Source organism: Simplicispira sedimenti (assembly GCF_022760965.1).
Classification (GTDB): Bacteria; Pseudomonadota; Gammaproteobacteria; order Burkholderiales; family Burkholderiaceae_C; genus Simplicispira; species Simplicispira sedimenti.
Window position 1 is genome coordinate 147,566 of record NZ_JAKVIJ010000009.1, and the last position, 24,892, is coordinate 172,457.

Genomic DNA, 24,892 nt, shown 5'->3' on the forward strand with positions numbered 1-24,892 from the left:
GGATCTGTTCGCATGGCCACCAACTTCCTCACCAAAATTTTCGGCAGCCGCAATGACCGGCTTCTCAAGCAATACCGCAAGACGGTGGCCCGCATCAATGCGCTGGAGCCCCAGTTCGAGGCTCTGAGCGACGAAGCCCTGCGGGCCAAGACGCAGGAGTTCCGCCAGCGCCTGGAACAGGGCAGCACGCTGGACGAACTGCTGCCCGAAGCCTTCGCGGTGGTGCGCGAGGGTTCCAAGCGCGTGATGAAGATGCGCCACTTCGACGTGCAGCTGATCGGCGGCATGGCGCTGCACTACGGCAAGATCGCCGAAATGCGCACGGGTGAGGGCAAGACGCTGACCGCCACGCTGCCCGTGTACCTCAATGCCCTGTCGGGGCACGGGGTGCATGTGGTCACGGTGAACGATTACCTGGCCAACCGCGATGCCCAATGGATGGGGCGGCTGTACAACTTCCTGGGTCTGACGGTGGGCATCAACCTGCCGCAGATGCCGCGCGAACAAAAACAGGCTGCCTACGCCAGCGACATCACCTACGGCACCAACAACGAGTACGGTTTTGACTACCTGCGCGACAACATGGTCTATGAGGTGCAGGACCGGGTGCAGCGCAAGCTCAACTACGCCATCGTGGACGAGGTGGACTCCATCCTCATCGACGAGGCGCGCACCCCGCTGATCATCAGCGGTCAGGCCGAAGACCACACCGCCACCTATCTGGCCATGAACAAGGTGGTCCCGCTGTTGGTGCGCCAGGAAGGCGAAGCCGACCCACGCACTGGCGAGGGCGTGACCAAGCCCGGTGACTTCACGGTGGATGAAAAATCGCACCAGGTCTTCCTGACCGAGCAGGGCCATGAAAACGCCGAGCGCATCCTGGCCAGCCAGGGCCTGATTGCCGAGGGCGCATCGCTGTATGACCCGGCCAACATCACACTCATGCACCACCTGTATGCGGCGCTGCGGGCCAATCACCTGTACCACCGCGACCAGCATTACGTGGTGCAGAACGGCGAAATCGTCATCGTTGATGAATTCACCGGCCGCCTGATGTCGGGCCGCCGCTGGAGCGATGGTCTGCACCAGGCTGTGGAGGCCAAGGAGGGCGTGCAGATCCAGGCCGAGAACCAGACGCTGGCCTCCATCACCTTCCAGAACTACTTCCGCCTGTACAACAAGCTCTCGGGCATGACGGGTACGGCCGATACCGAGGCCTATGAGTTCCAGGAAATCTACGGTCTGGAAACCGTGGTCATCCCGCCCAACCGCCCGAGCAAGCGCGATGACCAGCTCGACCGCGTGTACAAGACCACGCGCGAAAAGTACGAGGCCGCCATTGCGGACATCCGCGAATGCCACGAGCGTGGCCAGCCGGTGCTGGTGGGAACAACCTCGATTGAGAACTCCGAAATCATCGACCAGTTGCTGACCCAGGTGGGCCTGCCGCACCAGGTGCTCAACGCCAAGCAGCACGCCCGCGAGGCCGACATCGTGGCCCAGGCCGGTCGCCAGGGCATGATCACCATTGCCACCAACATGGCCGGCCGCGGCACCGACATCGTGCTGGGCGGCAACATCGAGAAGGATGTGGCTGCCATCGAGTCCGATGAAAGCCTGGATGAAGGCACCAAGCAATCGCGCATTGCCCAGTTGCGCGCGCAGTGGCAGCAAGACCACGAAAAGGTCAAGGCGCTGGGCGGTCTGCGCATCATTGCGACCGAGCGCCACGAATCGCGCCGCATTGACAACCAGCTGCGTGGCCGGTCGGGCCGCCAGGGCGATCCGGGTTCCTCGCGCTTCTACCTGAGCCTGGACGATGCGCTGATGCGCATCTTCGCGGGCGATCGCGTCAAGGCCATCATGGACCGGCTCAAGATGCCCGATGGCGAAGCCATCGAGGCGGGCATCGTCACGCGCAGCATCGAATCGGCCCAGCGCAAGGTGGAAGCACGCAACTTCGACATCCGCAAGCAATTGCTGGAGTACGACGATGTGGCCAATGACCAGCGCAAGGTCATCTACCAGCAGCGCAACGACATCCTGGATGCCGCCGAGCTGTCCGAGGTCATCGCCGGCATGCGTGAAGGCTGCTTTACCGACCTGGTGCGTCAGCATGTCCCCGCTGAATCGGTCGAGGAGCAATGGAACCTGCCTGCGCTGGAGAAGGCCCTGGCCGACGAGTGGCAGCTGAGCCTGGCGCTGCAGCAAATGGTGGAAGGGGCCCAGTCGCTCACCGATGACGACATTCTGGAAAAGGTGCTGGCCGCCGCGCATGGCGCTTACGAAGCCAAGGTCGCGCTGGTGGGCAAGGAGAACTTCACCCAGTTCGAGCGCATGGTGCTGCTGCAGAACATCGACACCCACTGGCGTGATCACCTCAGTGCGCTGGACTATCTGCGCCAGGGCATCCACTTGCGCGGTTACGCACAAAAGCAGCCCAAGCAGGAATACAAGCGCGAGGCTTTCGAGCTGTTCCGCCAGTTGCTCGACGTGGTCAAGAACGAGGTGACCCGCGTGCTGATGACCGTGCAGGTGCAGTCGCCCGAGCAGATCGACCAGGCTGCGGAGGACCTGGAGGCCCGTGCCGAACACATCGCCAACGTGACCTACACCGCGCCCACCGAAACCGGCGAGGTTGAGACCACGGTGGACGAGCGCACGCTCAGCGTGCAGCAGAAGGTGGCCGCCGGTGGCCGGGTGGGCCGCAACGATCCCTGCCCCTGCGGCAGCGGGAAAAAATACAAGCAGTGCCACGGCAAGCTGGCTTGAGCCTGCTTGCGCACCAGACACGGGCCTCGGCCCGTGTTTTCATTTCGGCGGCGCGGTGACTGCGTATCATCGGCCCAGTTTTTGGAAGGAAACCCCATGCCCGTTCATCTCTCCGCTCCCAATCCTGCTGATCTGTACCCTGTGGCAGGCGTGCGCATCGGCGTTGCCGAAGCCGGCGTGCGCAAGGCCAACCGCAAGGACCTCACGGTGTTCCTGCTGGACGAAGGCAGCGCGGTGGCGGGGGTGTTCACGCAGAACCGCTTTTGCGCCGCGCCGGTGCAGGTCTGCCGCGAGCATCTGGCGGGCGGCCAGGCCATCCGTGCCCTGGTGGTGAACACCGGCAACGCCAATGCGGGCACGGGCGCCGAAGGCTTGGCGCGCGCCCGTGCCACCTGTGCGGCGCTGGCGCGCCAGTTGCAGATCGACCCGGCGCAGGTGTTGCCATTCTCCACCGGCGTCATCATGGAGCCACTGCCCGTGGACCGCATCGAGGCCGGGCTGCCCGCCGCCATCGCCGATGCGCAGCCCGCCCACTGGGCGCGCGCAGCCGAGGGCATCATGACCACCGACACCGTGCCCAAGGCCTGCAGCCGGCAGGTGCAGATCGGTGGCGCCACCGTCACGGTGACCGGCATCGCCAAGGGCGCGGGTATGATCCGTCCGAACATGGCCACCATGCTGGGCTTCGTGGCCACCGACGCGCGCATCGCGCCGGCGCTGCTGCAGGGCCTGGTGCGCGAGCTGGCGGACCAGTCGTTCAACCGCATCACCATCGACGGCGACACCTCCACCAACGACTGCTTCATGCTGATGGCCACGCAGAAGGCGGCGCACGCCCCCATCGAATCGCTGTCCAGCACCGAGGGCCAGGCGCTCAAGGCGGCGCTGCTGGACGTGGCGCAGCAGCTGGCCCAGGCCATCGTGCGCGACGGCGAGGGCGCGACCAAGTTCATCACCGTGCGCGTGGAAGGCGGCAAGACCGGCGAGGAATGCCGCAAGGTGGCCTACGCCATCGCGCATTCACCGCTGGTCAAGACGGCCTTCTTCGCCAGCGACCCGAACCTGGGACGCATCCTGGCGGCCGTGGGCTACGCCGGCATCGACGACCTGGACCAGACCGGCATCGACCTGTACCTCGACGACGTGCACGTGGCCGTGCAGGGCGGCCGTAACCCGCAGTACCGCGAGGAGGACGGCCAGCGCGTGATGAAGCAGAGCGAGATCACGGTGCGCGTGCTGCTGGGCCGGGGCGAGGCGCAGGACACGGTGTGGACCTGCGACCTGAGCCACGACTACGTGACCATCAACGCCGACTACCGCTCTTGACGTGGACACCCCCTGAGCCGCTGCGCGGCTTCCCCCCGCTCTCGCATTGCTGCGCAATGCGGGCAGGGGGACGCCCCCAGCGCGGCGGGGCGGCCCTTGCACGGGGGGCTGCTGACTTTGGCCGCGCCAGGTTCATGCGCCGTGGACGCATGCGAGTGCGGAATGTTTGCTACGTATTTAATAGCTGCTGGCGCTTTATAAATGGGCGCTGGAGGCCAAAATGAACGAAAAATTTGAACATCTGATCGAACGCGCCGAGCAGCTCATTGCGCGCATCGAATCCGTGCTGCCGCAGCCGTTGGCGGCGCCCGACTGGTCGGCAGCGATTGCCTGGCGCTACCGCAAGCGCAGCAGCGGCCACGGCACGCTGGAGCCCGTGCGCCATGTGGCGGCGATGCGCCTCGAAGACCTCCAGGAAATCGACGGCCAGAAGGAAAAGATCCAGCGCAACACCGAGCAGTTCGTGCGCGGCCTGTCGGCCAACAACGTGCTGCTCACGGGGGCGCGCGGCACCGGCAAGTCCTCGCTCATCAAGGCCTGCCTGAACGCCTACGCGCCGCAGGGCCTGCGTCTGATCGAGGTGGACAAGGCCGACCTGACCGATCTGCCCGACATCGTCGAGGTGGTGGCCGGCCGGCCGGAATACTTCATCGTGTTCTGCGATGACCTGAGTTTCGAGGACGGCGAGCCGGGCTACAAGGCGCTCAAGTCCATCCTCGACGGTTCGGTGGCGGCTGCTACGCCCAACGTGCTGATCTACGCCACCAGCAACCGGCGCCATCTGCTGCCCGAGTACATGCGCGAGAACCTCACGTACACCCATACCGACGACGGCGAGGTGCATCCGGGCGAGGGCGTGGAGGAGAAGATCTCGCTGTCCGAGCGCTTCGGCCTGTGGGTGAGTTTCTACCCGTTCAGCCAGGACGAGTACCTGGCCATTGCCAGGCAGTGGCTGGCATCCTTTGGGCTCGGCAGCGATGCGATCGCCGCGGCGCGCGCCGAGGCGCTGGTCTGGGCGCTGGAGCGTGGCTCGCGCAGCGGGCGCGTGGCCTACCAGTTTGCGCGCGACTTTGCGGGGCGGCGCGGTGGCTGAGGTGGTGCCTGTGCAGCGTAAGCACACCGAGGTCGCGGTGGGCATCCTGATCCGCGCCGATGGCGCGCTGCTGCTGACCACGCGGCCACCGGACAAGGTCTATGCGGGCTACTGGGAATTCCCCGGCGGCAAGATCGAGGCGGGCGAGACCGTGGAGCAGGCGCTGCGCCGCGAGCTGCACGAGGAGCTGGGCGTCACCATCGGCCCTGCGGCGGTCTGGAAGGTGACCGAGCACGACTACCCGCACGCGCTGGTGCGCTTGCACTGGTGCAAGGTGCACGAATGGACGGGTGACTTCGAGATGCGTGAGGGCCAGACGATGGCTTGGCAGCACTGGCCTATCGGGGTGCGCCCCGTGCTACCGGGCGCGTTGCCGGTGCTGGGCTGGCTGGCCGAGGAGCGTGGCGTACCATTTGATCCGGAAATACTATCAAATTGATAGCTGATGGCGCTTGTCCAACAAGCGCCAGTGCCATTTTTTAATCAATGCTGGTGCGGGGATCGCCAAAGGTGGCGTCCTCAGGCGGTGCTTCGGCGGGCACGCGAAAACCCTCGCTGGCCCAGGCGCCGAGGTCCATCTGCTTGCAGCGCTCGCTGCAAAACGGGCGCCAGGGGTTGGCGGGGCTGAACAGGCTCCAGCCCTGACAGGCCGGACAGCGCACCTTGCGCGGTGCCGTGGGTGCTGATTTGTCTGGATGCATTTCAGTTTTTCATGGTGTTTGCACCATCTGCGACGTATGAAGCTGGCGCAACTCAGGCCAGCGGCCACCGTGCAAGGGCCGCCCCGCCGCACCGGTGGCGTCCCCCTGCCCGCAGCGCGCAGCGCTGCGAGAGCGGGGGGAAGGAGCGTAGCGACACAGGGGGGTGTTGGTGCTTCAAGCGCACAAAGCCAGTTCGAACATCGCGTCCTCGGTGCTGGCCTGCAGGTGCCCTTGGGGCATCTGGTGCATGAGGCGCACCGACACCATGAGCCGGTTGCCACTGATTTCGGGCACCAGCCCCTGGGCGGGATCGATGCGCAGGCGCAGCAGTTGGAAGGTGCGACCCTGCGGCAGGTTTTGCTGGAACTGGCCCCGTTCGGCAGCCACTTTCTGAGGGACGCCGGAGTCGCGCAACAGCTTCAGCAGCAGATAAATGGACTCGGCCAGCGGTGCCAGGGTGCCCGCCCAGCCTTCCAGGGCCTGTTGGCGCTCTGGGGCAGGTCGGTGCTGCCACGCGTAGTAGCTGGGCAGGTCGAACCCGCAGGTGCCGCCCGGAATGCCTGCGCGGCTGCGGATGCTCATGAGCCATTCGTTCTCGCTCAGGGGCTGGCCGGTCTTGCCCGCCTGGGTGTTGAGAAGGCCAAAGCATCGGTCGAGCTGGGCGATGATGCCGTCGAGTGCCGCCTCCGAGATGGCAGGGTTGCCGCGGTAACCATCGAGCACATGCTTTTGCTTCTCGATGTCCTTGAGCACGTCGGCTTTCAGGTCGGCGCGCGCGGCCACGTCCATGATTTCGAAAATGGTGGTCAGTGCGAAGTGGTGGTCCAGCGGGTGGGTGCGCGGAATCAGTTCACCCAGGCGCTTGAACAGGTGTTCGAGCCGCAGGTAGGTGCGGATGCGTTCGTTGAAAGGGTATTCGTACAGGATCACGGTCGGATCATAGCCCGAAGCTGCGGGCCACCAAGGACACCTGCTCTTGCAGGCTGGGAAGGGGAATGGTGTCGTTGAACAGCACGATATCGGCGCAGGCCCGCCGCTCGTGGCGGCTGGCCTGTGCGGCCATGATGCCGCGCACCGCGTCGGGGCTGAGCTGGCTGCGTGCCACCACGCGGTCGATCTGGGTCTGTTCACGGCAATCGACGACGATCACGGCGTCGAGCTGGCGGCGCCAGTGCCTGGATTCGACCAACAGGGGGATGTCGTACACCACCAGGCGGCATCCTTGGGCGATGGCGGCCTGGGCCTGGCGCGCTGTTTCCTGCCCCACCAAGGGGTGGATGATGGCTTCGAGTTGTTGGCGTGCCTGCGGCTGACGAAAGATGAGCTCGCGCATGCGCGCGCGGTCCAGGGAACCATCTGCCGCAATGAGCGATGGGCCAAATACCTGGGCAATGGCGGGTAGGGCAGCGCCGTTGGCGGCGGTCAGCTGACGTGAAATCTTGTCTGCATCCACCACCGTAGCGCCGCAGGCCGCCAGCATGGCTGCGACGGTGCTTTTGCCGCTGCCTATGCCGCCGGTCAGACCGACCTGCAAGGCTGAAGTGCGTGGGGCGGTCACAGGCCCAGTGTGCCCAGCAACAGGTTCAGCACCTGTGCAGGCCCGAAGACCATGCCGATCAGCCCTGCGCCCACGAGGAAGGGACCGAAGGGAACGTAACCCCCTTCGCGCAGGCTGCTGGCCATTTTCATGGCGATGCCGACCACGGCGCCCACCACGGAAGCCATCAGGATCAAGGGTACCAGGGCCTGCCAGCCAAACCAGGCGCCCATGGCCGCAAAAAGCTTGAAGTCGCCGTAGCCCATGCCTTCCTTGCCGGTGGCGAGCTTGAAGCCCCAGTACACCAGCCAGAGCGACAAGTAGCCTGCAGCGGCGCCGAGCACGGCGTCTGCCAAGGGGATGGTTGTCCATTGGAATACCGATGCCAGCAGACCGGCCCAGAGCAAAGGCAAGGTCAGGTCGTCGGGCAGCAGGGTGGTGTCCCAGTCGATGAAGGCCAGTGCCACCATGAGCGCACTGAACCCGCACCAGGCCAGTCCTGCAGGGCCCAGGCCCCAGCGTTGGGCGCAATAGAAGAACAAGGCGCCTGTCAGCAGCTCGACGGCGGGATAGCGTGCGCTGAAAGACGTTTTGCAGGAGGAGCATCGACCTCGCAGGGCCAGGTAGCTGAGTACCGGGATGTTTTCATACCAACGCAACTGGTGCCCGCAGGACTGGCAGCGCGAGCGAGGCACGGCCAGATTGAACGGGGCAGCGTCCGGCAGTTCTGCAGGGGGTGCAGTGTCTCCGGCGGTGGAGCGCGCATAGTCGGCATGCTCGCGCGCCCATTGCCGTTCCATCATGCGGGGCAGGCGGTAGATCACCACGTTCAGAAAGCTGCCCACCATCAGGCCCAAGACGCCGACCAGGGCCGCGTCCCACCACGGATCCAGCACCATCAGACGACCTGGCCCAGCTTGAAGATGGGCAGGTACATCGACACCACGATGCCGCCAATCAGTGTGCCCAGGAACACGATGATGATGGGCTCCATGAGACTGGAGAGGCCTGCGACCATTTCATCGACTTCCTGTTCGTAGAAGTCGGCCGCCTTGCCCAGCATGTGGTCGATGGAGCCTGATTCTTCGCCGATGGCGCACATCTGCAGCACCATCGACGGGAAAACGTTGGCGTTGGTCATTGCTGCCGTCAGGCTGGTGCCGGTGGAGACTTCCTGTTGGATCTTGTCGGTGGCCATGGCATACACAGAGTTGCCTGCAGCACCACCGACCGAATCCAGCGCTTCGACCAGTGGTACGCCGGCAGCAAACATGGTGGAGAGCGTACGCGTCCAGCGCGCCACGGCTGATTTGTTGATCAGGTCACCGAAGATTGGAATGCGCAGCAGCAGACGGTCCATGAACATCTGCATTTTTTCGTTGCGCTTCCAGGCCTGCATGAAGAAGTAGAAGCCACCGCCCAGCACGCCAAAGATCAGCCACCACCACTTCACGAACACGTCGCTGATTCCCATCACGAAGAGGGTGGGCGCCGGCAAATCAGCGCCAAAAGAGGTGAACACCTCCTTGAAGGCAGGGATCACGAAAATCATGATCACGGTCACGACGACGAAGGCAACGATGATGACCGAAATGGGATACATCAATGCCGATTTGATCTTTCCCTTGATCGCCTCGGTCTTTTCCATGTAGGTGGCCAAGCGATCCAGCAGCGCTTCCAGAATACCCGCGGCCTCACCGGCTTCCACCAGATTGCAGTAGAGGCTGTCGAAATACAGAGGGTACTTGCGAAACGCTGCATTGAGCGAGGTGCCTGTTTCCACATCGGCACGGATATCGTTGAGCAACTTTCCCACGCTGGGGTTGGTGTTGCCGCGCCCCACGATGTCAAAAGATTGCAGCAGCGGCACACCAGCTTTCATCATGGTGGCCATCTGTCGGGTGAACAGTGCGATGTCTTTGGGCTTGATCTTCTTGCCCGAGCGCAGACGGCGCTTCTTGATCTTGGTGGGGAACACGCCCTGGCGGCGCAGAGAGGCCTGAACTTGGTTCTCCCCCGAGGCACGGATTTCTCCCCGCACGATCTTGCCGTTGCGGTCCTTGCCCTCCCATTCAAAGACGAAATCCTTGATGCTTGCCTTTGCAGCCGTTGCCATAGATCTCCACCTTGTCAGGTTGTAGTTATTCGTTGGTTACTGCCAGCACTTCTTCAAGCGAGGTGCTTCCCATCTTGACCTTGTGCAGCCCCGATTCGCGCAGGGAGCGTACGCCTTCATTGCGTGCCTGCTCCGCGATTTCCAGCGCACTGCCGTCGCGCAGAATGATGCGTTGGATTTCTTCACTGATAGGCATCACCTGATAGATACCTACACGTCCCTTGTATCCGTTGTTGCAGGCAGAACACCCCACAGGCTTGTAGGGAACCCAGGAACCGTCTATTTCCTCGTCCTTGAAGCCGGCTTCCAGCAGGGCTTCATGGGGAACATCGGCTGGCGCCTTGCATTGGGGGCACAGCCTCCGTGCCAGGCGCTGGGCAGTGATCAGGATCACGCTGGATGCAATATTGAAGGGCGCAATGCCCATGTTGCGCATGCGTGTGAGCGTGGTGGGGGCGTCGTTGGTGTGCAGGGTCGAGAGCACCAAGTGACCGGTTTGCGCAGCCTTGATGGAAATGTCGGCCGTCTCCAAGTCACGGATTTCACCCACCATGATGATGTCGGGATCTTGGCGCAGAAACGATTTGAGTGCCGCTGCGAAGGTCAGGCCCGCTTTTTCATTCACGTTGACCTGGTTCACTCCGGGAAGGTTGATTTCCGAAGGGTCTTCTGCGGTAGCAATATTGACACCAGGCTTGTTCAGCAGGTTCAGGCAGGTGTACAAGGACACGGTCTTGCCGGAACCTGTGGGACCTGTCACCAGAATCATGCCGTAGGGTCGGCCGATCGCATTCAGCAGACGTTCTTTCTCGATGGGCTCATATCCCAGCGCGTCGATGCCCATTTTGGCGCTGCTCGGATCCAAGATACGGATCACGATCTTCTCGCCAAACAGCGTGGGAAGGGTGCTGACACGGAAGTCGATGACGCGGTCCGGACCGACCTTGAGCTTCATCCGACCGTCTTGCGGCACCCTCTTTTCCGAGATGTCCAGCCGGGAGATAACCTTGATGCGTGATGCCAGCTTGTCTTTGATGGCGACGGGGGGAGACGCAATCTCACGCAACTCGCCGTCGATGCGGAAGCGCACGCGGTAGTGGTGCTCGTAAGGTTCAAAATGCAAATCGGAGGCGCGCATGTTGAACGCATCCAAGAGCATCTTGTGCAGGAACTTGACGATGGGAGCGTCTTCGACATCCCCACCAGCTCCCGTGTCTTCTGGTTCGTCAGGTATTTCGGTGGAAACATCGTTGAAGTCGAAGTCTCCGCTTGTGAAGGACTCCATGGACTCGCCCACCGACTTGGTGGACGACTCCACCAGTTTGGAGAGCTTGTCGTACTCGGCAATGATCCAGTCCACGCCCATTTGGGTGGTGAACTTGATTTTCTCAGCGGCCTCCTGGTCCGTGGGGTCTGCGGTGGCGACGATCAGACGGTTGCTGCGCTTGCTGAGCACCAGCACGCGATAGGACTGGCAGATCTTGGAGTCCAGCAGATCCTTGGGCAGGCGTTGGGGGTCGATGGCGTCGAGATCGAGCAGGGGGGCGCCAAAGACAGCAGAGACAGTGTGCGCAAGATCGGCGGCAGATACTGCGCCGGAGCCCGTCAACTCTGCGATAAAGCTGCTGCGACCGGCCTGAGACTTCCGGAAGATGTCTTCTGCGGCTTTGGGGGTGAGCTTGCCGGCAGAAATCAGTGCCCTGCCCAAGCCGGGCAAGGCAACTGATGCGGAGTCTCTTTGGGTGGAATCAACTGCAGCCATGTAACCAGAATGAAAGGGGGAACGCGAAACCATCCTATCATCGCCGAAGCTGCGTATGCTGTAAATCGCAGTACCGGCGCCCCCGTAGGGCGAATGGCGCCCGCTAAGGGGGCATTTCTGGTCGGGGTGAGAGGATTCGAACCTCCGGCCTCTACGTCCCGAACGTAGCGCTCTACCAGGCTAAGCTACACCCCGATGGCTGTGTTGCATGAACCGTCAGGTTCTGCGCTGCAACAGCTGAGCCGCTAATTGTAGCAAAGCTGTGCGATAGGCACTGTCTGGGAGTGTGGAAATGGCTTCGATGGCACGATGTGCCTCGGCTGCAGCGGCCTCCCGGGCTACATCCAGAGCGCCGGTTTCCCTGACAACGGTCACGATGGCATCAAGCTGGTCGGTGCTGCCGTTCTCAATGGCGTGCCGGACCATCTGGGCCTGTGTTGCGGAGCCTCTTTGCATGGCGGCAATCAGGGGCAAGGTGGCCTTCCCCTCGCGCAGGTCATCCCCCAGGTTCTTGCCCATTTCCTGGCTATCGCCGTCGTAATCCAGCACATCGTCGATGATCTGGAATGCCGTACCCAATGCCTGACCATAGGTGGCGCAGACTTCTTCCTGTGCGGTATCGCTTCCGGCAAGAACGGCGGCCAAGCGGCTGCTGGCCTCGAACAGTTTGGCGGTCTTGGATCGAATGACCTGCAGGTAAGCGTTTTCGTCCAGCGAGGCGTCGTGCATGTTGATCAGCTGCATGACTTCGCCTTCTGCGATCACATTGGTCGCATCGGCCAGGATTTCCATGATCCGCATCTGGCCCGCATCGACCATCATCTGAAATGCCCGCGAGTACAGAAAATCCCCCACCAGTACGCTCGCAGGGTTACCGAAAGTTTCATTTGCTGTGGCGCGGCCGCGACGCATGGTGGATGCGTCGACCACATCGTCGTGCAGCAAGGTGGCGGTGTGAATGAATTCGACCACCGCCGCCAGATTGAAGCGCTGGGCGTTCTGGCAGTTCAGTGCCCCGGCCACCAGCAGCAGGAGGGCTGGACGCAGGCGCTTTCCGCCGGCGGCGATGATGTATTGCGATATTTGCCCGACCAACGGAACATTGGAAGCAAGGCGTTGAGCAATGACCCTGTCCACCTCAAGCATGTCGTGGGCGATCAGGGAAAGGGGTGAGGTAGTGGCGGCGGCGGTCAAGGTAGGCGATGCGAGCAAGGGCTGCTGATTATAGGAACCCGTTCTGCGCAGTGCTCAGGGAGTCTTGGTGCTTGTTGTATTTCTGATCTCGGTGCTATAATCCCCGGTTCCTTGGGCTTGTCCCATGGAGACTTGAGCACGGGGCGCTAATGCTGCTGTGCAATCACTGAAAGAGGTCAACATGTACGCGGTCATAAAAACCGGCGGCAAGCAGTATCGCGTTGCTTCCGGCGAAAAAATCAAAGTAGAACAGATTGCTGCGGACGTAGGCCAGGAAATCGTGATCGACCAGGTTCTGGCTGTCGGCAACGGCGCTGAACTCAAGGTGGGCACGCCCCTGGTGTCCGGCGCTTCTGTCAAAGCCACCATCGTGGCGCATGGCAAGCACGACAAGGTGCGCATTTTCAAGCTGCGCCGTCGCAAGCACTACCAGAAGCGCCAGGGCCATCGCCAGCAATTCACCGAATTGCTGATCGGGTCGATCGCCGCTTAATTTCCAGGAGCAGATGTCATGGCACAGAAAAAAGGCGGCGGCTCTACGCGAAACGGGCGCGATTCCAAGCCCAAGATGCTCGGCGTGAAAGCGTTTGGCGGCGAATTGATCAGCGCAGGCTCGATCATCGTGCGCCAGCGTGGCACGCGCTTCCACCCCGGCACGAACGTGGGTGTTGGCAAGGACCACACGCTGTTTGCCTTGGTGGACGGGCATGTGTCGTTCGGCACCAAGGGTGCACTGAACCGTCACACGGTCAATGTGACCCCGGCCTGAGCGCACGGGACGCATTCCAACAAGCCCCGCGCTGCGGGGCTTTGTTGTTTGTGGCTTCTTCTTGAGCGGTGCTGAAGGAGGAGCCGCGTTGCCGCCATCCGGCAGGCTGCCTTTTTGTACACTGGAAACCCCATGAAGTTCGTTGATGAAGCCTATATCGATGTCGCCGCAGGCGATGGCGGCAACGGCTGCGTGTCGTTTCGCCACGAGAAGTACAAGGAGTTCGGTGGTCCCAACGGCGGAGATGGTGGCCGTGGCGGGCATGTGTATGTGGTTGCAGATCCCAACCTGAACACGCTGGTGGATTACCGCTATGCGCGCCGGTACGAAGCCAAGCGGGGTGAGCACGGCATGGGTTCGGACATGTTTGGCGCCGCGGGCGATGACATCACCCTCAAGATGCCCGTGGGCACCATCATCAGCGATGCCGAGACAGGGCAGGTACTGCTGGAACTGTTGAACCCTGGCGAGGTGGTTGTTCTTGCCAAGGGCGGCGATGGCGGGTTCGGCAACATGCGCTTCAAGAGCGCCATCAACCGCGCGCCGCGCCAGAAGACCCCTGGTTGGCCTGGCGAGCGCAAGAATCTCAAGCTGGAGCTCAAGGTGTTGGCCGATGTCGGCCTGCTGGGCATGCCCAATGCGGGCAAATCCACCTTGATCGCCGCCGTTTCCAACGCGCGGCCCAAGATTGCGGACTACCCCTTCACCACTTTGCACCCCAATCTGGGCGTGGTGCGCGTCGGGCCGGAGCAGAGTTTTGTGATCGCCGACATTCCGGGCTTGATCGAAGGTGCGTCCGAGGGAGCAGGCCTGGGGCACCAGTTTCTGCGCCATCTGCAACGAACCCGGTTGCTGCTGCACGTGGTGGACATGGCACCATTCGACGAGGCGGTGGATCCGGTGGCGCAGGCCAAGGCCATCGTGGCCGAGCTCAAAAAGTACGACAAGGCGCTCTACGACAAGCCGCGCTGGCTGGTGCTCAACAAGCTCGACATGGTGCCCCCCCAGGAGCGGGCTGCCCGCGTGGCAGACTTCGTCAAGCGTTTCAAGTGGAAAGGGCCGGTGTTCGAGATTTCAGCCCTGACGCGTGAGGGCTGTGAGCCGCTGATTCGCGCCGTGTATGACCAGGTGCGTACCCAGCAAGTGGCCGAAGCTGGGCCGGTGGTCGAGGTGGATCCCCGGTTTGCCGCTGAGCCTGCAGCCAAGCCTTGAATGCTATTAAATTTATAGCTATTGACGCCCTTCAAATGGGCGCTAGAGCCCCAATGAGCCAAGAAAAAATATCGTCTGTGCTGCGGGATGCGCGCCGCATTGTGGTCAAGGTCGGTTCCAGTCTCGTCACCAACGAGGGCCGTGGGCTTGACGAAACTGCCATTGGGGAATGGAGCCGTCAACTGGCAGCCCTGGTGCGCGGTGATGGAGTGCAGCGCCGCGAAGTCATCATGGTGTCCAGCGGTGCCATTGCCGAAGGCATGAAACGGCTGGGCTGGAGTCGGCGCCCGCGCGAGGTCCATGAATTGCAAGCCGCTGCCGCCGTGGGACAGATGGGTCTGGCCCAGATGTACGAAACCAAGTTGCGCGAAAACGGTGTGGGCAGCGCCCAGGTGCTGCTCACCCATGCTGATCTGGCCGATCGCGAGCGCTACCTCAACGCACGTTCCACCTTGCTCACGTTGTTGACCTTGGGAGTCGTTCCCGTCATCAATGAGAACGACACGGTGGTCAACGATGAAATCAAGTTTGGCGACAACGACACCCTGGGCGCCCTGGTGGCCAACCTGGTGGAAGCCGATGCGCTGGTCATCCTGACCGATCAGAAAGGGCTGTACACGGCCGATCCGCGTCGCGATCCGACTGCGCAGTTCGTGCATGAGGCGCGGGCTGGTGACCTTGCGCTCGAAGACATGGCAGGAGGTGCGGGCTCCAGCATCGGCAAGGGCGGCATGATCACCAAGATCCTGGCGGCCAAGCGTGCAGCGGGTTCTGGTGCCTCCACGGTCATTGCCTGGGGGCGGGAGCACGATGTGCTGCTCCGTCTGGCCAGTGGAGAACCCATTGGTACCTTGCTGGTGGCGCAGACGGCCAAGACGCAGGCGCGCAAGCAATGGATGGCTGATCACCTGCAGTTGCGCGGAGCGGTGACCGTGGACGAAGGGGCGGCAGCCAAGCTGATCCGTGAGGGCAAGAGCCTGCTGCCCATCGGTATGACAGCGGTCGAGGGGGATTTCTCCCGTGGCGACGTGATTGCCGTGCGCGACCCGGCCGGGGGAGAGATCGCCCGCGGCCTGGCCAACTACGCCAGCGCCGAAGCACGGCTGCTGTGCCGCAAACCCTCTTCGGAGTTTGAGGCACTACTGGGCTACACCGGCGAAGCCGAGATGGTGCACCGCGACAATCTGGTGCTCACCGGCCTCTGAAACAAGCTCAGTGCTGGCCGTGTGACTTTTCCCCGTCAGCGGAGAGTCCGGGCGCGGTGGCCGAGGGCGGTGTCGGATCGAAGGTGGCACCGGGCGGCAATTCCACTCCAGGGTGCAACAGCAACTGCCCACCGCGGTGCGGCGCGCTGGCGCCCGAGGCGGCATCTTGATCCCTTGATCGCATGCTGCCGCGCAGGTAGCGGTTGCGGTGGTCCTGGCGTGGAATAAAGCGCGCCAACTCTGTCAGCGCCATTTCATAGACACCGCGTTTGAACTCCACCACCACATCCAACGGAACCCAGTAATCGTTCCAACGCCAGGCGTCGAACTCTGGGTGGTCGGTGGCGCGCAGGTTCAGATCCCAATCGTGGCCCAGCAACTGGAGCAGGAACCAGATTTGTTTCTGGCCCTTGTAATGTCCGCGCGCATCGCGGCGGATGTACCGGTCAGGCACCTCGTAGCGCAACCAATCCCGGGTGCGGGCCACCACGCGCACGTGGTCGGGCATCAGCCCCACCTCTTCGTGGAGCTCCCGGAACATCGCCTGTTCGGGGGATTCGCCCCGGTCGATGCCCCCTTGCGGGAACTGCCAGCTGTGGGTGCGGATGCGCTTGCCCCAGAACACCTGGTTCTTGTGGTTGAGCAGGATGATGCCGACGTTCGGCCGAAAGCCGTCCCGGTCAAGCATAATCGAACCCCAAATTTTTAAACTGCATCCATTATGCACGCCGCTTGATGCGCGGCAAGTGTGGTGCACCCCCTCCAGCCCGATTGCGTCCGATGAAAGCCTCCCAGTTCTTCATTTCCACCCTCAAGGAAGCCCCCGCCGATGCCGAGGTGGTCAGCCACCAGCTCATGATGCGCGCCGGAATGATCAAGAAGCTCGCAGCTGGGGTCTATACCTACATGCCCATGGGCCTGCGCGTGATTCAGAAGGTAGAAGCCATCGTGCGCGAGGAGATGAACCGCGCTGGGGCGGTGGAGCTGACCATGCCCGTGGTGCAGCCTGCCGAGCTCTGGCAGGAAACCCGGCGCTTTGACACCATGGGCCCCGAACTGCTGCGCATCCAGGATCGCCATGGCCGTGACTACGTGGTTCAACCCACCAGCGAGGAAGTGGTCACTGACATCGCACGCCAGGAACTGCGCAGCTACAAACAGTTGCCGCGCAATTTCTACCAGATCCAGACCAAATTTCGTGACGAGCGCCGTCCGCGCTTTGGCCTGATGCGTGGACGAGAGTTCACGATGAAAGACGCCTACAGCTTCGATCGGGATCAGGCGGCTGCAAAGGCCAGCTACCAGGTCATGGCCCAGGCCTACCGCCGGATTTTTGACCGCTTCGGCCTGTCCTACCGTGCAGTAGCGGCCGATTCCGGTGCCATTGGCGGTGATCTGAGTGAAGAGTTCCAGGTGATCGCCGCTACGGGCGAGGACGCCATTGTTTACTGCCCCCAGAGTGACTATGCGGCCAACATGGAGAAGGCCGAGGCCTTGGCGCCCCAGGGACAGCGTCCTGCGGCGGCCGCTGCACTGCAAAAGGTGCCCACACCCGGCAAGAGCACCTGTGCAGACGTGGCGGAGCTGCTGGGTGTCCCCTTGCATACAACGGTCAAGTCATTGGTGCTGGCCACCGACGAGATCAACGACCTCGGAGAGACCGTCCGCTCACAGGTCTGGTTGCTGCTGCTGCGTGGCGACCACGACATGAACGAGATCAAGGTTTCCAAAGTGCAAGGGCTGGATGCGGGTTTCCGCTTTGCGACGGTGGCCGAGATCGAGGCCCACTTTGGCTGCAAGCCTGGGTATCTCGGTCCCATCGGTTTGAAGCAAGCAGTCAAGGTGATCGCCGACCGCGAAGTGGCCGCCATGGCTGACTGGATCTGCGGTGCCAACGAGGAAGACTTCCACCTCACCGGAGTGAACTGGGGCCGTGATCTGCCCGAACCCGATGCGGTGGCCGATTTGCGCAATGTGGTCGCGGGCGACCGCTCGCCTGACGGCAAGGGACTCCTGGCAATTGAGCGCGGTATTGAGGTGGGGCACGTGTTCTACCTCGGCACCAAATACTCCCGTGCCATGAATGCCACCTTCCTGGACGAGAACGGCAAACCCCAGTTCTTCGAGATGGGTTGCTACGGCATCGGCATCACGCGCCTGCCCGCCGCTGCCATCGAGCAGAACCATGACGAGCGCGGCATCATCTGGCCCGACGCCATTGCGCCGTTCACCGTGGTGCTGTGCCCCATTTCACCCGACCGCTTCCCTGAGGTGAAGGCCCAGGCCGAGGCCTTGTACGCCGGATTGCAGCAGGCGGGGGTGGACGTGATCCTCGACGACCGCTGCGAGCGCCCTGGCGTGATGTTCTCGGACTGGGAGCTGATTGGCGTGCCGCACCGCATCACCATTGGCGATCGCGCCCTCAAGGAAGGTCAGGTCGAATACCAGCACCGCCGCGACGCCAGCGCCACCAAGGTGGCGGTGGCCGATGTCCTGGCCCATGTCCTGGGCCGTCTGGCCCCATGACGCAGGGCATTGCCCGGCGCTCACTGGTGCTGGGCGGGGCCTTGGCCCCTGCCGCCTGGCTGGCGCTGCCGGGGGTGGCGCATGCGGGCGGGCAGATCGAAGAGCCGCTGATGGATTCGGTGCGCACCGCGCTGAGTTCGGCCATTGCCAACAGCGCGCCGCCCGAGCCCCAGTTCCCCACCACCGAGGCCCGGATGCACTACTTGCGCTGGATGGGCGCCATGAGCAACCGTCTGCGGCGCCGCAAGCCCGACCTGGAGGTGAGGCGGGAGTTTCTTCAAACCGTATGGTACGAAAGCAAGCGTGCAGGTCTGGACGTGTCGCTGGTGCTCGGGTTGGTGCAGGTCGAAAGTGCGTTTCGCAAGTTTGCCGTCTCTAGTGTGGGCGCGCGCGGCTACATGCAGGTCATGCCGTTTTGGACGCGCCTGATCGGCGATGGTGACCCTGGCAAGCTGTTTCATATGCAGACCAACCTGCGCTTTGGCTGCGTCATCTTGCGCCACTACCTGGACCGCGAGCGCGGCGATCTTTACATGGCGCTGGGGCGCTACAACGGTAGCCGGGGCAAGCCGGCCTACCCCAATGCGGTGTTTGCCGCGCAGCGACACTGGATCTTTGATGACCGAGCGGGCTGAGCGATAGCTATCTCGTCGTTGGTTTTGCCGACGATCAATATGGCGTGCTTACGCCGTTGGGGTTGACGCAGCGGGTGTGCCCTCAGGGATGCGCGTGACCATCACCTGGTCGATGCGGTAGCTGTCCACGTCGATCACCTCGAACTTGTAGCCGCCCCAGGCCACGGCGTCGGTGCGCTTGGGCACCCGGCGCAGCATGACCATGAGAAAACCCGCAAGCGTCTCGTACTCCCCGGGGTGGGGCAGTTCGTCCAGGCCCAGTGCGCGTTGCACGTCATCGATGGCAGTGATACCGTCGATGAGCCAGGAGTCCTGGTCGCGCTGCACGATCTGCTCTTCATCGAAGGGCGACACCAGGCCACCCATCACGGTGCTCATCACATCGTTCAGCGTGACCACCCCTACCACCAGGCTGTATTCGTTGACGATGACCGCAAAGTCCTCGTGCGCCTGACGGAACTGGGCCAGCACTTCGGACAGCGTCAGCCGATCGGGCACGATCAGCACCTTGCGCACCAGGCTGTCGTCCTTGAGCGAGATGGGCTGGTTGTTCAGCACGCGCTGGAACAGGTCCTTGGCGTCCACGTAGCCCACCACATGGTCGAGGTCGCCCTCGCACACCGGGTAGGTCGAGAAGGGCTCGGCCGCAATGCGCAGGCGGATCACCGCATCGCTCTCGTCGCGCACAAAGTAGGCGATACGTTCACGCGGCGACATGGCGCTGGAGACGGTGCGTGTGTCCAGCTCGAACACGTTGGTGATGACCTGTTGCTCGTCCACATCCAGCACCCCCGCGCGCGCGCCGGCTTCCATCATGGCCAGGATGTCCTCGGAGGTGACGCGCTCGTCACGCAGCGACGACAGGCCGAACAGACGGAACAGAGCGTCTGCGCAGCGGCTGTAGAGCCAGGCCACAGGCCGCAGCAAGACCATGCACCAAGCCATGGGGCCGGACAGGCGCATGGCCAGTTCCTCAGGCCGCGCCATACCCAGGCGCTTGGGGAACAGATCGGAAAACAGGATGAACAGCGAGGTGATGACCGTGAACGAGGCCAGAAAGCCCAGCGTCTGCGCAGTGGACGTCGGTAGCCACCAAGCCAGCAATGCACTGAAATGCGGGCTCAGGGCGCCTTCGCCCACCACGCCGCCCAGAATGGCCACGGCGTTCTGCCCGATCTGCACCACCGTGAAGTAGTCGCCTGGCTGGTCTTGCACGCGCAGCACGCGTTCGGCGCGGGCATCGCCCTCATCGGCCAGCTGGCGCAGGCGCAGGCGCCGGGCCGCCGCGAGCGCGATCTCGGCCATGGAAAAAAAAGCGCTGGCTGCAATCAGCAGCCCGATGAGCAGCAAGCTGGAACTCAGTGTCATGCACGTAGGAAGGGCGTGGCGCGCAGGCGCACAATGGCTTGAGTGTATCTTTGCCGCCATAAACACCAGCCATGTCACCGGGATGGAACAGCTTGTGCATGCGTGCCACGGGCAGGCTGGTGTTTTGCAGAACAAGGCTATAGGTTGTCATGGCCATCTCCTGCAAGAAACACGCCCAAATTCAATCGCAGAAGTGCGGGAGGCTCAATGCCGTAAATGCCCGCTCAATCCTTGCTTGTTCGCTGCGATTGGCTTCGCTAAATGTCCGGTTTCGCATGATTGAAGGCCTGTTGGTGGAGAGGTGCGCGCTCTGTTGTGCCGTCATCTGAAATCACAGGCGACAACATTCGTTGCGGCGTGGGGCTGACCCTCGCTAGAGTGAGGTCTTCAAGAGTCGGCACGATTTGATCGCACAGTGCGACAATACCAAGTTCAATGACCAGTTCTTTTTCCAATCTATCGCTGGCCGAGCCGCTGGCGCGCGCTGTGGCCGAAATGGGCTACGAGTCCATGACGCCCATCCAGGCGCAAGCCATTCCCGTCGTGCTGACCGGCAAGGACGTGATGGGCGCAGCCCAGACCGGCACGGGCAAGACGGCGGCGTTTTCGCTGCCGCTGTTGCAGCGCCTGCTCAAGCACGAAAACAGTTCCACATCTCCCGCACGCCACCCGGTGCGCGCCTTGGTGCTGCTGCCCACGCGGGAGCTGGCCGACCAGGTGGCGCAGCAAATCGCGCTGTATGCCAAGTACACCAAGCTGCGCAGTACCGTGGTGTTCGGCGGCATGGATATGAAGCCCCAGACGCTGGAGCTGAAAAAGGGCGTTGAGGTACTGGTGGCCACACCAGGCCGTCTGCTGGACCACATTGAGGCCAAGAACGCCGTCCTCAACCAGGTCGAGTACGTGGTGCTTGACGAGGCCGACCGCATGCTGGACATCGGCTTCCTGCCGGATCTGCAGCGTATCCTGAGCTACCTGCCCAAGCAGCGCACCACCTTGCTGTTCTCTGCCACCTTCTCGCCCGAGATCAAGCGCCTGGCGGGCAGCTACCTGCAAGACCCGATCACCATCGAGGTGGCGCGGCCGAACGAGACCGCGTCCACCGTCGAGCAGCATTTCTATAGCGTGAGCGACGAGGACAAGCGCCGCGCCGTGCACCAGGTGCTGCGCTCGCGTGAGATCAAGCAGGCCTTCATCTTCGTCAACAGCAAGTTGGGTTGTGCGCGCCTGGCACGCAGCCTGGAGCGCGAGGGCCTCAAGACGGCCGCGTTGCACGGCGACAAGAGCCAGGACGAGCGCCTCAAGGCGCTGGACGCCTTCAAGCAGGGCGCCGTCGATTTGCTGGTGTGCACCGACGTGGCTGCCCGCGGGCTGGACATCAAGGATGTGCCGGCGGTGTTCAACTTCGATGTGCCGTTCAATGCCGAGGACTATGTGCACCGCATCGGCCGCACGGGCCGCGCTGGCGCCTCGGGGCTGGCGGTGACCTTGGTGTCGGGCAGTGATGGGCGTCTGGTGGCGGACATCGAGAAACTGCTGAAGAAGAAGATCGAGATCGAGGCGCTGGAGTACGACGAGGACCGTCCGCGTGGCCGCATCAACGATGGGCGGCGCCATTGGCGTGATGCGGAGGGTGGCGGCGACGATTCGGTGGAAGGCAATGCCCGCGGCGAACGCGCAGCCCGCGCGCCGCGCAGCCCTTCGCGTTATGCGCCTGCGGCGCCGCGCGATCCGTTCTTCGAGCAACCCTATGAAACCCCGGCCGACGCACCCAAGCCTTCGTGGGAGGCTGCCGAGCGTCCGTCCACCGGGCGCGTGTCGCCCAACATCAAGCCCAAGCGCAAGGTGGCGGCATTGTTCAAGGCCCAAGATCCGGTGGCTTGATTTCTGAAGGGGCTTTGAGAGACTGCTGGCCGGGATCCAGTCAGCCACCCTAAAAAAGCACTCAAAAAAGTTTCAAAGCCAATAAGGGCGAGCGCTAATAGCTATTAAAAATATAGCGAACTTTAGCCGGGTCGCTGGGCCTGCGGGCACTCCACCTGCAGAATCTCGCGCTCGGCCAGCGTTGCGCCAAAGCGCACCGCGCTGAGCTTTCCGCCCCACACGCAGCCTGTGTCCAGCGCCAGCAGATCTGGTCGGTTGAGCAGCCCCAGTGTGGACCAGTGCCCCACGGCCAGCAAGGTGCCTGCGGTGCGGCGGCCAGGCACGTCAAACCAGGGCAGCAGGCCCGCCGGAGCCTGGCTGGCCGATTCGGTGCTTTCAAAGTCCATCACGCCCTGCGGCGAGCAAAAGCGCAGCCGGGTCAGCGCATTGACCACCACACGCAGGCGGTCTGCGCCTTCCAGGTGCTCATTCCATTGATCGGGCCGGTTGCCGTACATCTGGTGCAGAAAGTCTGGCAGATCGTCGCTGCGCAGCACGGCATGCACTTCGCCCGCCAGACGCAGCACATCGGCAGCGCTCCAGGCGGGCAGGGCGCCCGCATGCAGCATCAGCAGGCGCTCGCCCGCATGCACATGTTCGCAGGCCAGGGGTTGCTGGCGCAGCCAGTGCAGCAGGGCTTCGCGGTCTCTGGCCTGCAGGATGCCATCCAATGTGTCGCGCCGCGATGGTTGGCGCACGCCTTGCGCCACGGCCAGCAGGTGCAGGTCGTGGTTGCCCAGCAGGCAGCGCAGCGCACCCGCGTGCTGCATGCAGCGGCGCAGCACGGCGGCCGATTCTGGGCCGCGGTTGACGAGGTCGCCCAGCAGGTACACCGTGTCGCGGCTGGGTGAGAAGCCCATCCGGTCCAGCAGGTGCTGCAGGGAAGTATCGCAGCCCTGCACATCGCCAATACAGTAAAGTGCCATGGTGGTTTTTGTTACATCTGAAGCATGGATTTTCTGCTGATTGCGTTCCTGACCCTGCTCAATGGCGTTTTCGCTATGTCCGAGATGGCCCTGGCGTCGAGCCGCAAGGCGCGTTTGTCAGCCATGGCGCAAAGTGGTGACAAGGGCGCGCAGGCCGCATTGGGCCTGTTGGACAATCCTACGCAGTTCCTTTCTTCGGTGCAGGTGGGCATCACTTCCATTGGCATGCTCAACGGCATCATCGGCGAGGCGGCGTTCAGTGACGATCTCATGCTGTGGCTGGCGGCCCTGGGCATACCAGAGCGGCCCGCCAGCATCACCGCCACTGCGCTGGTGGTGACCATCATTACGTTTGTCACCATCGTCTTTGGTGAACTGGTACCCAAGCGCATTGGGCAGTTGTACCCTGAAACCGTGTCGCGCTTTGTCGCCCGGCCCATGGCCTGGGTAGCGCATGCGGCCAAGCCCTTTGTGCGCTTGCTGTCGCTTTCTACACAGGGCGTGTTGGCTGTGCTGCGCGTGGACAACGACGCTGCACGCGCCGTGACCGAGGAAGAAATCGCCGCCAGTCTGGAGGAGGGGCGCGAGGCGGGTGTGATCGAGCAGCATGAACACCAGATGGTGCAGAACGTCTTCCACCTCGACGACCGGCCGCTGACCTCGCTGATGGTGCCGCGCAGTGATGTGCACTGGATCGACGCTGCATGCTCCGTGGCCCAGGCGTTGCAACAGGCCAGTGCAGGCAGCAGCACCGGGGCGCATTCGTGGTACCCGGTGTGTCGTGGTTCTCTGGATGAGGTGGTTGGTGTGATCAGTGTGGCGCGCCTGCTGGAGCTGGGCCCCCAGGAGCCCTTGCCCGTGGGGGCCCATGCCCAGGCCGCAGCCTTTCTGCCCGAGACCTTGAGTGGCATGGAGCTGCTGGAGCAGTTTCGCCAGCGTGCGGGACGCATGGTGTTCGTGGTGGATGAATACGGCGTGGTGCAAGGCCTGATGACGCCGCGCGATCTGCTCGAAGCCATCACCGGCGAATTGCAGCCGGGCACTCCGCGGGATGCCTGGGCTGTGCAGCGCGAGGATGGGAGCTGGTTGCTCGATGGCCTGGTCCCGGTGCCTGAACTCAAGGCGCGCCTGGATATTCGCGAATTGCCCGACGAGGACCGTGGGCGCTATAACACCTTGGCTGGCCTGTTATTGGCCGAATCTGGGCACTTGCCCAGCGTGGGAGAGCGCATTGCGTGCGTGGGCTGGATATTCGAAGTGGTGGATCTGGATGGAAAACGCATTGACAAGGTACTGGCCCTCAGGGAAAACTGATCGCCCCAAAGGGTTAATTGATACGAATAATCGTTGAAATTCAAGGAATTTCAGGTTTTCAAGGATTGCGATGCTGCGGTGGTTTGTTGAATAACAGCAACTCTGTATATAATCGCAGCCGTCGTCCACTTCACCATCCACACCGCCATGGAAGATTACAAGAAACTCATTCAAGAGCGCGAAGCGCTGGAGCAGCGCATCAAGGCCGCGCGCCAGGACGCCATTTCCGGCGCCATTGCAAAAATCCAGTCGCTGATTGCCGAGTTTGAATTGACGCCTCAGGATGTGTTTCCCCCTGCACGCAGCCGCAGCACGGTGGCGGGCACCAAGGTGGCGCCCAAATACCGCGATCCCGCCACGGGCCAGACGTGGACCGGGCGTGGCAAGCCGCCCAAGTGGATTCAGGGTCAGGACCGCGCCAAATTCGCGATTTGATCTGCATTTGCAGCCTATAAAAACCCGCTTCGGCGGGTTTTTGTGTTTTAGGTTTTTGGAAAAAAGCCATGTCGCAAG

General features: G+C 62.7%; 23 protein-coding genes and 1 tRNA gene. 13 read left to right on the top strand and 11 right to left on the bottom strand.

Translation table 11 applies throughout. The annotated features are described in order from the left end of the window. Positions 1-12: 12 nt before the first annotated feature. From secA to MJ602_RS11490, 4 genes are all read left to right on the top strand, one after another. A complete protein-coding gene (secA, locus tag MJ602_RS11475; RefSeq protein WP_243020937.1) occupies positions 13-2,772 on the top strand; it encodes a preprotein translocase subunit SecA in 2,760 nt (919 codons plus the stop codon). A gap of 96 nt (positions 2,773-2,868) precedes the next feature. After that, positions 2,869-4,098, top strand: a complete 1,230-nt coding sequence (gene argJ / locus MJ602_RS11480; protein WP_243020938.1) for a bifunctional glutamate N-acetyltransferase/amino-acid acetyltransferase ArgJ — start codon at positions 2,869-2,871, stop codon at positions 4,096-4,098. A gap of 220 nt (positions 4,099-4,318) precedes the next feature. Next, complete coding sequence (locus MJ602_RS11485) at positions 4,319-5,191, top strand: ATP-binding protein (protein WP_243020939.1); 873 nt, start codon at positions 4,319-4,321, stop codon at positions 5,189-5,191. 10 nt (positions 5,192-5,201) lie between these two features. Next, a complete protein-coding gene (locus tag MJ602_RS11490) occupies positions 5,202-5,630 on the top strand; it encodes an NUDIX domain-containing protein (protein ID WP_341474756.1) in 429 nt (142 codons plus the stop codon). Positions 5,631-5,670: 40 nt separating this feature from the next. Here the strand turns inward: MJ602_RS11490 and MJ602_RS11495 are convergent, their stop codons facing one another. From MJ602_RS11495 to MJ602_RS11530, 8 genes are all read right to left on the bottom strand, one after another. Further along, complete coding sequence (locus MJ602_RS11495; RefSeq protein WP_162015350.1) at positions 5,671-5,892, bottom strand: DNA gyrase inhibitor YacG; 222 nt, start codon at positions 5,890-5,892, stop codon at positions 5,671-5,673. A 174-nt stretch (positions 5,893-6,066) separates the two neighbouring features. Continuing rightward, the gene (gene zapD, locus MJ602_RS11500; RefSeq protein WP_243020940.1) at positions 6,067-6,822 is read right to left on the bottom strand and encodes a cell division protein ZapD; all 756 of its coding nucleotides are present in this window, start codon (positions 6,820-6,822) and stop codon (positions 6,067-6,069) included. 7 nt (positions 6,823-6,829) lie between these two features. Then, positions 6,830-7,450 carry a dephospho-CoA kinase gene (gene coaE / locus MJ602_RS11505; RefSeq protein ID WP_341474757.1) on the bottom strand — a complete coding sequence of 207 codons (621 nt, stop codon included), beginning with the start codon at positions 7,448-7,450 and terminating at the stop codon, positions 6,830-6,832. Then, a complete protein-coding gene (locus MJ602_RS11510; RefSeq protein WP_243020941.1) occupies positions 7,447-8,328 on the bottom strand; it encodes a prepilin peptidase in 882 nt (293 codons plus the stop codon). The genes coaE and MJ602_RS11510 overlap by 4 nt, the downstream gene beginning before the upstream one ends. Continuing rightward, positions 8,328-9,545: a type II secretion system F family protein gene (locus MJ602_RS11515; RefSeq protein ID WP_162015354.1), complete on the bottom strand. Its 1,218-nt coding sequence runs from the start codon at positions 9,543-9,545 to the stop codon at positions 8,328-8,330. The genes MJ602_RS11510 and MJ602_RS11515 overlap by 1 nt, the downstream gene beginning before the upstream one ends. A 25-nt stretch (positions 9,546-9,570) precedes the next feature. Next, on the bottom strand, positions 9,571-11,307 hold the full coding sequence (gene pilB, locus MJ602_RS11520) for a type IV-A pilus assembly ATPase PilB (protein WP_243020942.1): 1,737 nt from the start codon (positions 11,305-11,307) through the stop codon (positions 9,571-9,573). A gap of 118 nt (positions 11,308-11,425) precedes the next feature. Continuing rightward, a tRNA-Pro gene (locus MJ602_RS11525) sits at positions 11,426-11,502 on the bottom strand. Positions 11,503-11,523: 21 nt separating this feature from the next. Continuing rightward, positions 11,524-12,453: a polyprenyl synthetase family protein gene (locus tag MJ602_RS11530; protein ID WP_243020964.1), complete on the bottom strand. Its 930-nt coding sequence runs from the start codon at positions 12,451-12,453 to the stop codon at positions 11,524-11,526. Positions 12,454-12,682: 229 nt separating this feature from the next. Here MJ602_RS11530 and rplU point away from each other — a divergent pair, with 229 nt between their 5' ends. The 4 genes from rplU (at position 12,683) to proB (ending at position 15,687) form a co-directional block, all read left to right on the top strand. Beyond that, complete coding sequence (gene rplU, locus MJ602_RS11535) at positions 12,683-12,994, top strand: 50S ribosomal protein L21 (protein ID WP_162018008.1); 312 nt, start codon at positions 12,683-12,685, stop codon at positions 12,992-12,994. Between the two features lie 18 nt (positions 12,995-13,012). Continuing rightward, positions 13,013-13,270: a 50S ribosomal protein L27 gene (gene rpmA / locus MJ602_RS11540; protein WP_162015356.1), complete on the top strand. Its 258-nt coding sequence runs from the start codon at positions 13,013-13,015 to the stop codon at positions 13,268-13,270. A 132-nt stretch (positions 13,271-13,402) separates the two neighbouring features. Then, the gene (gene cgtA / locus MJ602_RS11545) at positions 13,403-14,482 is read left to right on the top strand and encodes an Obg family GTPase CgtA (protein ID WP_243020943.1); all 1,080 of its coding nucleotides are present in this window, start codon (positions 13,403-13,405) and stop codon (positions 14,480-14,482) included. 53 nt (positions 14,483-14,535) lie between these two features. After that, positions 14,536-15,687 carry a glutamate 5-kinase gene (gene proB / locus MJ602_RS11550; protein ID WP_243020944.1) on the top strand — a complete coding sequence of 384 codons (1,152 nt, stop codon included), beginning with the start codon at positions 14,536-14,538 and terminating at the stop codon, positions 15,685-15,687. Positions 15,688-15,694: 7 nt separating this feature from the next. Here the strand turns inward: proB and MJ602_RS11555 are convergent, their stop codons facing one another. Continuing rightward, on the bottom strand, positions 15,695-16,375 hold the full coding sequence (locus MJ602_RS11555) for an RNA pyrophosphohydrolase (RefSeq protein WP_243020945.1): 681 nt from the start codon (positions 16,373-16,375) through the stop codon (positions 15,695-15,697). A gap of 92 nt (positions 16,376-16,467) precedes the next feature. On the opposite strand from MJ602_RS11555, the gene MJ602_RS11560 reads away from it, so the two are divergent. Together MJ602_RS11560 and MJ602_RS11565 are read left to right on the top strand one after the other, a co-directional pair. Beyond that, positions 16,468-18,213 carry a proline--tRNA ligase gene (locus MJ602_RS11560; RefSeq protein ID WP_243020946.1) on the top strand — a complete coding sequence of 582 codons (1,746 nt, stop codon included), beginning with the start codon at positions 16,468-16,470 and terminating at the stop codon, positions 18,211-18,213. Beyond that, complete coding sequence (locus MJ602_RS11565) at positions 18,210-18,848, top strand: lytic transglycosylase domain-containing protein (RefSeq protein ID WP_243020947.1); 639 nt, start codon at positions 18,210-18,212, stop codon at positions 18,846-18,848. Before MJ602_RS11560 ends, MJ602_RS11565 begins: the two co-directional genes overlap by 4 nt. A gap of 48 nt (positions 18,849-18,896) precedes the next feature. Here the strand turns inward: MJ602_RS11565 and paeA are convergent, their stop codons facing one another. Further along, a complete protein-coding gene (gene paeA / locus MJ602_RS11570) occupies positions 18,897-20,216 on the bottom strand; it encodes a polyamine export protein PaeA (protein ID WP_243020948.1) in 1,320 nt (439 codons plus the stop codon). Between the two features lie 435 nt (positions 20,217-20,651). Between paeA and MJ602_RS11575 the strand changes: the two genes are divergently transcribed. Then, positions 20,652-22,100 (top strand): DEAD/DEAH box helicase, encoded by a 1,449-nt coding sequence (locus tag MJ602_RS11575; protein WP_243020949.1) that lies wholly within the window; start codon positions 20,652-20,654, stop codon positions 22,098-22,100. Positions 22,101-22,222: 122 nt separating this feature from the next. Here MJ602_RS11575 and MJ602_RS11580 read toward each other — a convergent pair whose 3' ends face one another. Beyond that, positions 22,223-23,065, bottom strand: a complete 843-nt coding sequence (locus tag MJ602_RS11580; RefSeq protein WP_243020950.1) for a symmetrical bis(5'-nucleosyl)-tetraphosphatase — start codon at positions 23,063-23,065, stop codon at positions 22,223-22,225. A 24-nt stretch (positions 23,066-23,089) separates the two neighbouring features. Between MJ602_RS11580 and MJ602_RS11585 the strand changes: the two genes are divergently transcribed. Then, the gene (locus MJ602_RS11585) at positions 23,090-24,379 is read left to right on the top strand and encodes a hemolysin family protein (RefSeq protein WP_243020951.1); all 1,290 of its coding nucleotides are present in this window, start codon (positions 23,090-23,092) and stop codon (positions 24,377-24,379) included. 147 nt (positions 24,380-24,526) lie between these two features. Beyond that, the gene (locus tag MJ602_RS11590; protein WP_162015366.1) at positions 24,527-24,814 is read left to right on the top strand and encodes an H-NS histone family protein; all 288 of its coding nucleotides are present in this window, start codon (positions 24,527-24,529) and stop codon (positions 24,812-24,814) included. Positions 24,815-24,892 lie beyond the last annotated feature (78 nt).